Raw genomic sequence first — 13,200 nt, 5'->3', positions numbered from 1 at the left:
ACTAACGTACATTCCCAATTGATAGAAAATGAATAACACTGAAATAAAAAAAACACTATTCCATCCAAAGACGAATAAACAACATTTTCTAGCTAAATTAAAAATGGATTCAAACTACAATGAATTCAAAAAAAACATAAAAGGAATTAAACAACATCCTTTTGGCAGATATGCTCTAAGTTCTACGCCTCTGCCAAAATCACTTTCTGATTTAAGGAAAAACAATATTGTACCGCATTCAGGAAATATACAAACTGAAATTGCTTGGTTAGTTGATTCTATACTTGAGAATTCAGAGTTAATAAATAAATATGTTGAATTAAAAGAAGAGTATGAAAATTCATTTTTATTAAATCAATATGATAAATCTGAAGAAGTATTGAATAAGATTGAAAAAGAAATATGCTTTTCAATCTGGGGTGCAGAAAATAGGTTACTATTAACTGAAGAAAAATTAGGAACTGAAAGTAACTGGTTGCTATTAGATGACTATTTAAAAAACACCAAAGATCCACTTTCTCAATTTTTGATTGAACAGAGTAGTAAAAAAGCAGAAAACAAATTTTCCTATGTTAGATATAAGAACAACTTTGAAAGTATTATTGAAGGCACTAATGAATTATTACAAGAATATTTATGCTTTAAAATAATATACCCAGGATACACGGGTTTTCAAAATTTTTCGTTTTTAATTAACATAGAAAGTGTTTCCTCTATAATTGATAGGTACAATTTATTAATGGATATATTAATAGAGCTTGTACCCTTGGGGCAAAATGATTTCTTACTTTCAGTAGCAAAAGACTTATCAAAAAAAATATCAAAAGACATAAGGATTAAACAACTAATGAACTTGCTTTCTGAGGAATACACTCAACTACCTTTAAGTAACCAAAATATTAGTATTGTAGACTGTTATAGCAAAGGTGAATATTTAAAATGTATAAAAGACACTACTAATCTTTTAAAGAAGCATCCATCAATTGTTGAGTTATACGTTATTTACGTTAAATCAATAATTGAAGAAAAATTAGAATTTCAACCTTTAAATATATCTCAAAATATTAATGAAATACTATTAAAGCTTCACAATATTTTCTCTGTAAATAATGAATTTAACTCTTCAATAGAGGATATTTTAAAAATATCATTAAAGTACTTTTCTTTTAATTTTGGCAAACAGCTTTTTGGTGTGATTAGTAGAGAAGCTAATCTTAATAATGTAAACAATATACATCAATTACATTATGTGCTTAATTCTAAGTTCAGTAATCCTAAGATATTAAACAATATTTCAAAATTAGATTTAAGTATTATTAATAAAACAATCTCAGATTTTAAAAGAATTGATAATATTTCTGCCCAAATAAATATAGCTATTAGCCAAGGAAACTACAATAATATAGCTGAATTAAAGAATATTTCTAAGGCAAAAAAAGAACTTTATTATGTAAAAGCTTTATTAAATTCAAATGACAACCATTTGGCCCTAGACAATTTAGAAAAAATAATAAATTCAAATCAACATTCAATTATTACTAAAAAAGAAATAATTGAAATGCTTTTTAATATTTACATCTCGAAAAAGGAAACTGAAAAAGCTTTAACTCTATATGTGGATAGCTTTTTTGAAAACAAAAACTTAGTTAATGGATTAAGTAACGATAGTCTTTTAGGTATTTTAAAAGATCATAACACACAAATAGATACAATTGATTTACCTATTTTCTTTTTTATTTCAACGCCAGATATATATGAGCAGTATGTAAAATATGATGAATTTCTTGAAAGCAAGAATATAGAAAGGCCAATTCAATTATTCTCGTCTAAAATAAAAGAGAGCAAATTAGTATTCTTTTTAAAAGAAGTTTGTAATATAGACATTATGCATCATTCTTTATACTTTGAAGGAACAGATGATATTGAAAATGAAAGAATCGAAATATTAAAACACTTATTATCTATTGATACAAATAATGAAACAGAATACATCAAGGAGATTACAGAAATAACTCAAAAAACTAAAATTCGAAAAGCAATAAGAGAAGTAAATAAAGGAAGAATTACAATTAACACGCAACAAATAAAAAATAAAGAAGAGAACAAAATAAAGGACAACTTTTTGAGATTCAAAGAATTAGTTGTTTTCTCAAACAATCATAATATTAAATCTTTAGACTTAACTTCAAAAATGCTTAACGATTACTTTAGCACCTTAGAAGATAAATCTATGAGAGATAAAATAGTCAACATAAACGACCCTGCTTTTATCTCATTTAAGACTATGTTTATAGATTTAAGAGACAAATTTATTTTAAGTAAAGATTTTGGATTGGATGGTTACTTAAGTACCAGAATAAGGCACGGAACTTTCCTAAACCATATCAGAAGTGTTTTTGAGTCTTATTATTTAGTATCACAAAAAAAAAACGATATATATATTCAAAATGAATTTTGGTTAAATAAAACTCCACACACTTTAAATGATAAAAAAAGTGAAATCCAAAATGAAATAAAAGAGTTCTCTAAGCAAATAGACAATTTTACAGAATATATTATTCGAGAATTGATTCAAATAAAAACTGAAAAAAATAATCAAAGAAAAAATGCATTCTTTGATTTCAGTCTTGAAAACAAAACTCTAGCATATTTATTTCAAGAATCAAAAAATTCAATTAATACACACACCTCCTTTTTAAACTTTGTTTTTGAGTACCTAGAAGCTATAATAGAAATTAAATTAAGAGAGATACGAGAAATATTAAAAAATGACATTAAAGACGAATACATTAAACTTATTAACTCTTTTGATAAAAAAATAAGAACTATAATAAAGGAAGAATCCTTTATTGACATTACAAGTTCTATTTCTAAATGCCAAACAGATATTATCAATGAACTAGAAAATATATCTGAATGGTTCAATATTTCAAACCCATCTTCCGATTTAGTATTAGATGTTCAAACAATTATTCAAACTTCACTTGAAATTACAAATACAATTTATCCGAATGAAAATATAATTGCAAATATAAAAGAAGAAACTAATTTACCATTTGCAAGTGGCACAACTAATCTTATTTACATAATTAGAATATTGTTGGATAATATTATAAAGCATTCTGGTTTAGTTAAGTCAAAAAGAAATGTTGCAATTAACTCTAAAATAATCGATGATAAAATTTTGAAAATTTCTATTTCTAATGATTTTGATTCCAAAATAATAGACAAAATTGAAACAGCTTTAAAAGAGGTTAAAACAAATTGGGAGGAGAATCGAGATGATTACTCAAAAATAAACATTGAAGGCGGTAGTGGATTTGATAAAATCAGACGAATATTAGCTGTAGATATGCAAATGAAAAATTGCGCTTTTGATTACGAAATAAAGAAAAATAATCTAAATATCTCAATAAGTTTGGAAATCAGGATATACGAAACAGAAAAATATAATGAAAATACTATTAATTGAAGATGATAAAAAGAAGATAGAAGATGTCAAAGAATTTCTTTTAACTTTCTACAATTATTCAAGTCTTGTAATAAAAGAATCATATCAAAGTGGTTTAAGAGAACTTATAAAAGTTAAATACGATTTATTACTTCTTGATATGAGTATTCCTACCTGGGATAAAAGCATAAATGAATCTGGAGGTAATTTTGAAAAATTTGGTGGATATAAAATATTAAAAGAGATTACTCGCAAAAAAAAACCTATTGACACTGTTCTAATTACAATGTTTGATGATTTTGGAGAAAGTGATACATCCGTAACCTTACAACACCTAAATAAGTTGCTTTCTGAAGAATTCCCATCTCTATACAAAGGTGTTGCATACTACAACACTAGAGAAGACAATTGGAAAACTGAATTAGATTTGCTTATTAAATCCTATATGACAAAAGTATGAATATCCTAATTGTAGATGATAACAATGATAAAATTGCAAAAATTGTAAATGTTATAAAAGCTGTTTCTGAAAAGTTCAATATTGACACAGTTATAGATAGTGTTAGCGCACAAATACAGCTAAAACAAATAAAATATGACTTACTTATTTTAGATTTATTGTTGCCAATAAGACCAAATCAAGAACCAGTGCCTAATGGCGGCGAATTATTATTAAGAGAAATCACTCGGAATAATACTCTAAAAACACCTACAATTATTGTAGGAATCACTCAATTTGAAGAGTATAAAAGTAATTTTTCTTCTATATGGAAATTATTATTTTTCAATGATTCTAAATGGATTACTGACCTGACAGAAATAATTGAACACACAGAAAGAAGTATTCGTTTCACTAGTGATTTATATAAAGAAAAAAAAACAACCATAATAGTTGAAGGGCCATCAGATGCAATTATAATAAAGGAAGCTATTCAACTTTTTAAACCTGAGTTCATTAATGAAGTAGAAATTAAATCCCAAAGAAGTGCTGGTGCAAGTTGGGTTGCTAATCAGATAGTTGTTTGGGCAAATTCATTAAATAAAGATTATGATGGAAAATTAATTAAATCAATTGGATTACTTGATGGTGACCAAGCGGGTATTAACGCAATTACTGAAATTAATAGGGTAGTCAAACCTGATAGCGCTGGTGCAAGCTCTTTTAAAATATTCAAACTAAGACCAGATTACGCAAAAAATACAATTCCAATTTTCCAGAAAGGATTGATTATCCCCATAACTTTAGAAGAATTATACCCTCCCGAGTTATGGAAATATGCCGAAACAAAAGATTGGTTAGAGGAACGTAATAAGATGGATGAGTTATTAAAAGACCCAAAAAGCTGGAATAAATGGGAAGAGACTTTAAAAGATTATATTAATCGAATCGGATTAAGTGAAGATGAATTAATTTACCTAAAAACATTCAAATTATCTGCTAAAGAAAAAGTAGTCAAGCATATTTTAGATATGGATATTAAGGAAAAAACAAAAACACTTCAGAATTTTCATAAATTAATTTCAGAGATGATAGAGTATCTAAAGAAATAATTTAATGCTCAAAGCCATATACATTTGCATAGGGCAACAACTATCAATAATCCAAAAATTGCAAATGAGTCTATCTTGCCAACGCTAGCAAATATTCGGCACAAAGCAACTGTCCAAAAAAATTGAACTCAAAATAAACTCAACAACCTAAAAAAACCACCCACTCCAAAGGAACAGGTGGTTTTTTGTTTTCGCGAAAGCGTAATCATAGTACTGCATACTTTACGACCTTTATAGCCGCAAAAAGCGAAATAAGTAGGTATTTTTGCGTGCTACTTACGCTACCGCAATGCAACACTTAAAGACACATTATCACCCAGATATCACAAGCCTAGAAGGCAAGTCTATCATCAAGCGGCTTACCACAAGGAGCATCCCGATGCAAGATGATCACATACTGCTTATGTATACCGCGCGTTATGAAGATTACAGCCTGCCTGGCGGTGGTCTTGATGAGGGTGAAGACCACATCACAGGGATGCTACGCGAGCTGCGTGAGGAGACGGGAGCGCTAGGTATTACAAACATCACACCCTTCGGTATCTATGAGGAGTATAGACCGTGGTATAAACCCACGCACGATATACAGCATATCATCTCTTACTGCTACACCTGTGAGGTACATAAAGAACTGGGTACTGCGAGCCTAGAGCGTTATGAGACGAGCAACGGGATGAAAGCCGTATGGATCCCCATACAAGAGGCCATTGCTCATAATGAGCATACCATAGCAACGAGTTCAAAAAAAGGGATGAGTATAGAGCGCGAGACGTTTTTACTCAAACACATTGCAAAGACCTTATAAAACACACCTTATGAATGATACCATACTAGACTGGATACAACAGTGGTTTTTAAACAACTGTGACGGCACCTGGGAGCAAGGCGAAGCCATACAAATAAACACCACAGATAACCCCGGTTGGGAAGTAGAGATAGATGTATCTAACACCTCACTGGCTACACTAGCTATCCCACAAATACTTAACGAGAAAAATAAAAACGACTGGTATAGTGTAAAGATTGAAGATAAAACCTTCAGCGCCTCTGGAGATGCACAAAAACTACAGTTTTTACTTGGGCTCTTTAAAGAAACCATTGAGAAGATAGAAGGCATCGAGCCGTAAAGAAAAGTAGATATAGTAGTGTCACCTGCTACATTTACCCAGACCATAAAAACAGCTACAAGCTAACTAACTGATAAATGCATCCATCCCTCTGCACACTTATAGACCGGTTTTTTGCTCCGCATCATTTAATGCTGTCTCAGTATACAGAAGATGCAGAGAGTAACGTGTATGAGGGTTGCAGCTTTATAGTTGGGCAAAAGAACTTCATCTACAGAAAGGCAAAGCAAACACCCAAAAAAGTAGGGCAGTTTGTAACCTTTTGGAAAAGAGAGGGCACAGCACCCATCGCTCCTTTTCATATAGATGACCATTTTGACAGCTATATCATCTATGCAAATAGTGATACCGAGAGCGGCGTCTTTCTTTTTACAAAAGACCTATTGCGTGACAAGGCGATGGTAAGCACAGCGCACAAAGAAGGTAAGCGCGGTTTTAGAGTCTACCCTCCTTGGGACACACCTACGAGCAAGCAAGCCATTGCTACACAAAAGTGGCAAGCACCCCATTTTTACAAGCTAGATAACGCTAGTGATCTTACAAGACTAGCACACCACTTCTAGACACCAAAAACTAAATAAACGTTAAAAACTTGACAATAACTAACCGAGTGGTTAGTTTTGTGCCGTAATACACGTATGGCAAGAAAAAAAGCATATAGAGAAGACCTGGTGATCGAGAAAGCGATGAACCTTTTTTGGCGTAACGGCTATGAAGGTACCTCTATGCAAATGCTTGAAAAGGAAATGGGGATTAATAAATTTTCTATTTACTCAAGCTTTGGCAGTAAGAACGGTGTTTTTTTAGAGAGCATTGCTTGTTATAAAAAGAAGCTGTACACGCTTGTAAAGGAGCTCAAGGCAACACAAAAAGGTGTAGCAGGTATAAAGGAATACTTTTACAACTTTATAGCTTTTACCAAAGAGACCGAGTACGGTAAAGGATGCCTAGTGACAAATACGGCAAACGAGATAGGCCCAGATGCAGACCAAGGTATTAAGGATGCACTAGCGAGTTTTACCGGTGAGATTAAAACCATATTTGCAAGCATCATTGCACAAGATGGCACTAAGACGCCGCAAGAAATTGCAGCCCAGGCAGATTACTTGCTTATCGCAATGTTTGGACTCTCATCTGCCACAAGGATGTTTACACAAGAACAATTATCACATTATATAGAAAACATATTTAAAAACCAGTAACGGTTTTTTTTAACCTAAAACTAAACGATTGTTTAGATATAATTAACAATAACTAGAAAAAAGAAAAATTATGACTACTTTAAAAATTCACGACATTGACTCTGCACCACAAGAAAGTAAACCTTTACTGGAGGGATCTCTTAAAGCTTTTGGAATGGTACCAGGCCTACACGGCGTACTCGCTGAGTCACCTCAACTACTAGAGGCTTACCAGACACTTCACAAATTATTTGGTGAGTCTTCTTTTAATAATGATGAGCTTACCGTGGTATGGCAAACTATTAATGTAGAGCACGAGTGTCACTACTGTGTGCCAGCACACACAGGGATTGCACATATGAGGAAGGTAGACGCTGCCATCACAGATGCCCTACGCAACAAGACTACCTTACCGTCTGAGAAGCTTGAGGCACTACGTAACTTCACACTTACAGTAACTCGTAACCGTGGTAATGTAACTCAAGAAGATCTTGATACATTTTATGCTGCAGGATATGGTGAGAGACAAGTACTAGATATCATTTTGGGTCTTTCTCAAAAGGTGATAAGTAACTACACAAACCACATCGCAAATACGCCAGTAGATGAGCCTTTCCAAAAATTTGCTTGGAAAGCCGAGACCGTATAAATACCGCTCCCCCTCTTAATGATTTCAAAGCCTTAGTCCCTACTAAGGCTTTTTTATTTTATGGGTATGAGTCCGCTTTCGCGAAAGCATAAAAAAACCCACTCATTACAAGTGGGTTCTTTACAATTAAACTAATAAAACAAAAGTCTTAATAGGCATCATCGTGCACAAAGGCTACTGCCCTACCCGATGGGTCGTTCATATTTTTAAATGCTTCATCCCACTCTAGTGCGATAGGTGTACTACACGCCACACTAGGTACAGATGGTACACAAAGCGCTGCAGCATCACTTGGGAAGTGCTCTTCAAAAATACTGCGGTAGTAAAACTCTTCTTTGTTTTGTGGTGTATGCGTTGGGAAACGGTGGTGTGCGTTTTCCATTTGGGTAGCACTTACCGCTTGATCTACCACATCCTTAAGTGTGTCTATCCAAGAGTAGCCTACACCGTCAGAAAATTGTTCTTTCTGTCTCCAGGCTACACTTTCTGGCAAGTATTTTTCAAACGCCTTACGTAAAATCCATTTTTCCATACTGCGGCGTTCTTTGGTAATCATCTTATCTACTGGGTTGAGGCGCATCGCCACATCCATAAATTCTTTGTCTAAAAAGGGTACACGTCCTTCTATACCCCAGGCAGCAAGTGACTTGTTTGCACGAAGGCAGTCATACATATGTAACTTGTCTAGTTTACGTACGGTCTCCTCGTGAAAATCTTTTGCCGTAGGTGCTTTGTGAAAGTATAAGTACCCGCCAAAAATCTCATCTGCACCCTCACCAGAGAGTACCATTTTTACTCCCATAGACTTGATGACTCTTGCCATAAGGTACATAGGGGTGCTGGCTCTTATGGTAGTAATATCATAGGTCTCGAGGTGATAGATTACATCTTTTATGGCATCTAGCCCTTCTTGTATGGTAAACTCTATAGGGTGATGTACAGTGCCTATATGGTCTGCCACTACTTGAGCAGCCGCAAGGTCGGGGGACCCCTTGAGCCCTATACTAAAAGAGTGTAACTGTGGCCACCACGCTCCGGTTTTATCACCAGACTCTATACGCTTCTCAGAGTATAGCTTTGCCACGGCACTAGTAATAGAGGAGTCTAGACCTCCAGAGAGTAATACCCCATAAGGTACATCACTCATAAGCTGGCGCTTTACAGAGGCTGCCAGGGCGTCGTGTAGCTCTTCTATACTAGACTCATTATCTTTTACATTATCATACTCCATCCAGTCACGGGTGTACCAGCGAGTAAGCTCTCCCGTTGTACTAGAATAATAGTGTCCCGGAGGAAATAATTCTATTTTTGAACATACACCTTCTAGTGCTTTAAGCTCTGAGGCTACATAAAAAGTACCGTGTTGATCCCATCCCATATATAAAGGGATGATACCCATATGATCACGAGCTACGAAGTACTCATCTTTTTCTACATCATAGAGTGCAAACCCAAAAATACCGTTGAGCATATCACAAAAATCGTGACCGTGCTCTTTATAAAGCGCGAGTATAATCTCACAGTCTGATGCTGTTTGAAACTCATAGTCACCCGTAAGTTGCTCACGCAGCTCTTTGTGATTGTATATCTCCCCATTTGCCGCAAGCACAAGGCTTTTATCTTTTGAAAACAAAGGCTGCTTTCCAGAAGCGGGATCTACTATAGAGAGACGCTCGTGAGTCATTATCGCATTATCATTATTAAAAACTCCATTCCAATCCGGTCCTCTATGACGAATTTTTTTAGACATTTCTAATAATTGGGGGCGTAAATCTTCGGCTTTCTCCTTTAGATCAAAGGCGCATACAATTCCACACATAATACTTGTTTTATTTGTTATTGATAAGTCAAAGATGCACTTATACTTTCATTAATAAAACACAAACATCACTTATGGTTACAAATTGTAACTATATGTGATGTAAGTATGTAAATGTATAGGTATACGCTTTCGCGAAAGCGTACTTTAAAAACATTTTGAAAGTTTTAATAAATATTGCCGACTTACATCTTAACTTTACAGTATAACCCAAGGCCTTATAGGGCTTTTAACACAAAAATTAATTAACTATGAAAAATGTACTTATGACTGCGATGGTTGCTCTTGCCTTTGTTGCAGCACCATCACTTAATGCTCAAGATTTTAAAGTAGACAAGAGTCCTATGGACCAAGCGGCTTTCCCTACAAGTTATAAAGAAGCAAATAAAGATATTAAAGTAACTTACAGTAGACCACAACTTAAAGGACGTGAGCTTTCTAAACTTGCTCCAGAAGGAAAAGTATGGAGACTAGGAGCAAATGAAGCTGTAGAGGTGACATTATATAAGGATATGAAACTAGGTACGACACCGGTAAAAGCTGGAACATACACAATGTATGCAATGCCTAATGGTAATGAGTGGACGGTAATCTTAAGCTCAGACCTTAATGTATGGGGGTCTTACTTTTACAAACCAGAAAATGATGTAGCACGTATCACTGTACCAGTTACTATGGAAGATGAGTCTATAGAGTATTTTGGTATGGAGTTTACTCCAGAAGATAAAGGTGCTCACTTACATATGGCGTGGGGTAATGCACGCGTAGAAGTACCTTTTTACAACTAAAAACAGGCTTTAGGCTTTAGGCTTTAGGCTTTAGGCTTTAGGCTTTAGGCTTTAGGCTTTAGGCTTTAGGCTTTAGGCTTTAGGCTTTAGGCTTTAGGCTTTAGGCTTTAGGCTTTAGGCTTTAGGCTAAGAAACAGAAAACTGGATTCTCAAAAATTGAGAATCCAGTTTTTTTATGCGTTAGAATGAGTATTTAGTACTCTATTCTTCAAAGTTGCCATCGAGCCATCTAGCTACTCTAAGCTCCCATTGTACTTCTTTCATATGATCTATAGAGTGGTTAGACTCTTTGTCAAATAACTTTTGGGTAGCAATGCGCTCTTGCTCTACTTCTTGGTAAATAGCTTTAATTTCTTCTAGGCCGTTTTCTGTAAAGTTATAGGCAGCAATGCGTGCCTGAAGTTTACGAGCATAGACCTCTGTAATATCAAAATGTGTTTGCTCGTGTGCGAGCAGGTGTTTTGTTTTTTCTTTATGTCGCACCCACGAGTATTCTGGATAAAAATGTGCGGTTACGGTAATGCTATTTTTATCTAAAAAGCCTTGACTATTTGAAGCATACCCCTGACTCATACCCGTACTAGAACTAGCTGCCCAGCCATCTAGCGTACCCGGTGATCCTTTAAAATCTGACCACTGCAAGGCACGTGTCTCACTCCACGCAAATCGCTCTGGAGCATCTGCAGTAGCCATAAGTGCAACAGCACACAGTATGTAGACTAGGCGTAACAACGTAATCAGGTTTTTTGTTTTTTCTTACGAGCCGCAGGAAACAATACATTATTAAGTATAAGACGATACCCAGGTGAGTTAGGATGAAGCTCAAGCTCTGTTTTTGGGTCTCCCACGCGGTGACGGTAATCTTCTGGGTCGTGCCCTCCATAAAATGTAAAGAAGCCCTTACCTTTTATACCGTGTATGTAGCGTGCCTCACCATTAGTAAGATTTTCGCCCATCACGAGCACATTAGATTTTATAACCTCTGAGTCATAACTCGTAGTTTGCCCCATAAATCCTTTAACTAGTGCCGTATGGTTCTGGCATAACATTGTAGGGATAGGGTCCCACTTTGCGCTATAATCTTTGAGCGTAAAATAATCTGTACTAAAAGGTATCTTACGTTTACGAGTCATATCTATAGATGAGAACTCATACATAGTAGGCGATCGCTCTAGGGTGAAATTCTTAAAAGCAAAGGTCTTTTTAAAATCAATCTTTGAGCTATAACTAGGATCACTAGGATCTCCGTCAAACATAGGCTCACAAATATCTACACCCTCTGCAGCTAGTGCAATATCAAAACTATCTGTCGCGCTACACATTGCAAACATAAAACCACCGCCCACTACGTAGTCACGTATTTTTAAAGCAACATCTCGCTTCTCTTCAGACACTTTGCTATACCCTAGCTCGGCAGCTAGTGCTTCGGCGGCTTTCTTTTCTTCTATGTACCAAGGTGCTGCTCTGTAGGCTCCGTAAAATTTTCCAAACTGGCCTGTAAAATCCTCGTGATGCAAGTGTAACCAGTCGTATAATATGAGTTGGTCGCTTAGCACCTCTTTATCATATATAGTCGTATAAGGAATCTCTGCATAAGTAAGTACCATCGTCACGGCATCATCCCACGGCACTTTACTATCTGGTGTGTAAACGGCAATTTTTGGTGCTTTTTCTAATACGACAGCCTCCATATTTTGCGATGGACTCGCAATCTCTGTAAGAATCTTTTCGGTCTGACTATCTGAGAGTACCTCATAAGAGACGCCACGTATGGTGCACTCACGGCGTACCTCCTCTGTATCTGGTAATAAAAATGATCCGCCACGGTAGTTGAGTAACCATTTTACCTTCTGGCTTTTATTAAGTGACCAGTAGGTAATCCCGTAGGCTTTGAGGTGTTCCTTTTGTGTCTCTACATCCATAGGTATGAGGATGTATGACGCTTTCGCGAAAGCGAAATTCAGCACAAGGAAAAACAATAATAGATTTCTTTTATTCAAGGTCTTGCTATTTTAATTTTTTTCTTATTCTCATATCGAAATTCATTTAAATCATTCAATTTGCCCTGTATTCGCTCCTTCCATTCAGATAGTTTTTGAGTATTACGACCACTTTCCGTTTCTTTAATAAGAAGTGCCCGCTCTTGAGAAAACTCAGACATTAATTTATTACTAATCACTTGAAGGTGATCAAAACCTTTGAGTACTTTTTTCTTCTCAATAAGTGCCTGTTTTCTAAACTTCCTAGTATAAACTTCACTAAGATCAAACTGCAGTTGCTGAAATGCGAGTTGCGCTTGTTGATTTTCTAAAATAGTCTCATTTATCCAAGAAGCCTCTCCAAGAAATATATTGAGTATTTTTTGATTAAAATTTTTACTCAAAAATGAAAAACCACTTACCTGATATGACATCGAAAACTGGCTGTACAATGCCTCGTTTTCTGTATCATTTATTTTCATCTTAAAATTGGCTATTTCTAAGGGATTACTTGCTGACCATAACTTTTGACCTTGCTGTAATCGCTGTCCAAAAACAGACACTGAAATAAATAAAAATAGTACGGTAATATACTTCATCTAGTAGCTCATTGTATAACGTTAAAAATACAGATTTGTTATGACAAGAAGAATAC

13 protein-coding genes are annotated in these 13,200 nt (G+C 35.0%); 9 read left to right on the top strand and 4 right to left on the bottom strand.

Annotated elements, in window-relative coordinates; genetic code table 11:
* Positions 1-28: 28 nt before the first annotated feature.
* From ACFO5T_RS04450 to ACFO5T_RS04415, 8 genes are all read left to right on the top strand, one after another.
* The gene (locus tag ACFO5T_RS04450) at positions 29-3,472 is read left to right on the top strand and encodes a hypothetical protein (RefSeq protein ID WP_380032391.1); all 3,444 of its coding nucleotides are present in this window, start codon (positions 29-31) and stop codon (positions 3,470-3,472) included.
* Entirely contained in the window at positions 3,453-3,911 is a 459-nt protein-coding gene (locus ACFO5T_RS04445; protein WP_380032389.1) for a response regulator, read from the top strand. Before ACFO5T_RS04450 ends, ACFO5T_RS04445 begins: the two co-directional genes overlap by 20 nt.
* Positions 3,908-5,002, top strand: coding sequence for a hypothetical protein (locus ACFO5T_RS04440; protein WP_380032387.1), 1,095 nt, complete (start codon positions 3,908-3,910; stop codon positions 5,000-5,002). Before ACFO5T_RS04445 ends, ACFO5T_RS04440 begins: the two co-directional genes overlap by 4 nt.
* A gap of 289 nt (positions 5,003-5,291) precedes the next feature.
* Positions 5,292-5,807, top strand: a complete 516-nt coding sequence (locus ACFO5T_RS04435) for an NUDIX hydrolase (protein WP_380032385.1) — start codon at positions 5,292-5,294, stop codon at positions 5,805-5,807.
* A gap of 10 nt (positions 5,808-5,817) precedes the next feature.
* A complete protein-coding gene (locus tag ACFO5T_RS04430) occupies positions 5,818-6,129 on the top strand; it encodes an immunity 53 family protein (protein WP_021778320.1) in 312 nt (103 codons plus the stop codon).
* Positions 6,130-6,206: 77 nt separating this feature from the next.
* Positions 6,207-6,692, top strand: coding sequence for a MepB family protein (locus tag ACFO5T_RS04425; RefSeq protein WP_380032382.1), 486 nt, complete (start codon positions 6,207-6,209; stop codon positions 6,690-6,692).
* Between the two features lie 75 nt (positions 6,693-6,767).
* Positions 6,768-7,331, top strand: coding sequence for a TetR/AcrR family transcriptional regulator (locus ACFO5T_RS04420; protein ID WP_380032380.1), 564 nt, complete (start codon positions 6,768-6,770; stop codon positions 7,329-7,331).
* Between the two features lie 70 nt (positions 7,332-7,401).
* Positions 7,402-7,959, top strand: coding sequence for a carboxymuconolactone decarboxylase family protein (locus ACFO5T_RS04415; RefSeq protein ID WP_380032378.1), 558 nt, complete (start codon positions 7,402-7,404; stop codon positions 7,957-7,959).
* Between the two features lie 148 nt (positions 7,960-8,107).
* Here ACFO5T_RS04415 and asnB read toward each other — a convergent pair whose 3' ends face one another.
* The gene (gene asnB / locus ACFO5T_RS04410) at positions 8,108-9,778 is read right to left on the bottom strand and encodes an asparagine synthase B (protein WP_380032376.1); all 1,671 of its coding nucleotides are present in this window, start codon (positions 9,776-9,778) and stop codon (positions 8,108-8,110) included.
* Between the two features lie 251 nt (positions 9,779-10,029).
* On the opposite strand from asnB, the gene ACFO5T_RS04405 reads away from it, so the two are divergent.
* Positions 10,030-10,566 (top strand): DUF2911 domain-containing protein, encoded by a 537-nt coding sequence (locus ACFO5T_RS04405; protein ID WP_021778315.1) that lies wholly within the window; start codon positions 10,030-10,032, stop codon positions 10,564-10,566.
* Positions 10,567-10,767: 201 nt separating this feature from the next.
* On the opposite strand, the gene ACFO5T_RS04400 is transcribed toward ACFO5T_RS04405, so the two are convergent.
* The 3 genes from ACFO5T_RS04400 to ACFO5T_RS04390 are packed head-to-tail and all read right to left on the bottom strand — an operon-like array spanning position 10,768 to position 13,144.
* A complete protein-coding gene (locus tag ACFO5T_RS04400; RefSeq protein WP_380032374.1) occupies positions 10,768-11,298 on the bottom strand; it encodes a DUF922 domain-containing protein in 531 nt (176 codons plus the stop codon).
* A gap of 5 nt (positions 11,299-11,303) precedes the next feature.
* Positions 11,304-12,566 carry an asparagine synthetase B gene (locus ACFO5T_RS04395; protein ID WP_298347738.1) on the bottom strand — a complete coding sequence of 421 codons (1,263 nt, stop codon included), beginning with the start codon at positions 12,564-12,566 and terminating at the stop codon, positions 11,304-11,306.
* Positions 12,563-13,144, bottom strand: a complete 582-nt coding sequence (locus ACFO5T_RS04390) for a hypothetical protein (RefSeq protein ID WP_380032372.1) — start codon at positions 13,142-13,144, stop codon at positions 12,563-12,565. The genes ACFO5T_RS04395 and ACFO5T_RS04390 overlap by 4 nt, the downstream gene beginning before the upstream one ends.
* Positions 13,145-13,200: the final 56 nt, after the last annotated feature.

It is taken from the genome of Dokdonia genika, assembly GCF_042652845.1.
In the GTDB taxonomy this organism is placed as follows: Bacteria; Bacteroidota; Bacteroidia; order Flavobacteriales; family Flavobacteriaceae; genus Dokdonia; species Dokdonia donghaensis.
Note: the sequence above shows the minus strand (reverse complement) of the source record. Positions and strands in the feature narration are given on the sequence as shown.